Source organism: Pseudomonas frederiksbergensis, from assembly GCF_003732665.1.
Classification (GTDB): Bacteria; Pseudomonadota; Gammaproteobacteria; order Pseudomonadales; family Pseudomonadaceae; genus Aquipseudomonas; species Aquipseudomonas frederiksbergensis_G.
Genome location: NZ_MOBP01000190.1, coordinates 1 through 283, shown reverse-complemented (window position 1 = coordinate 283; position 283 = coordinate 1). Strand labels below are relative to the sequence as shown.

The 283-nt window shown below is 65.7% G+C and carries 1 pseudogene; it reads left to right on the top strand.

Going from position 1 to position 283, the window contains the following annotated elements:
- Positions 1-283: pseudogene (locus BK665_RS33760) on the top strand (lipid-A-disaccharide synthase); the annotation flags it as partial.

The following is a 283-nucleotide window of genomic DNA, read 5'->3' as shown; positions in this document are numbered from 1 at the left end:
CGCGAAGGCTGCGTCCTGATGCTGACTCTGTTCCCGTGCGAAGCTAAATTCTACGAAGAGAAAGGCGTGCCGATACGGTTCGTCGGGCATTCCCTGGCCGATGCGATTCCGTTGCAATCCGATCGCGCTGCGGCGCGGGCCGAGTTTGGCTTGCCCGATGGTCCGCTGGTGGCGCTAATGCCCGGCAGCCGTGGCGGCGAAGTGGGGCGCCTGGGGGCGTTGTTCCTCGACACCGCCCAGCGCCTGCGTGCCTTGCGCCCCGATGTGCGCTTTGTCATGCCGT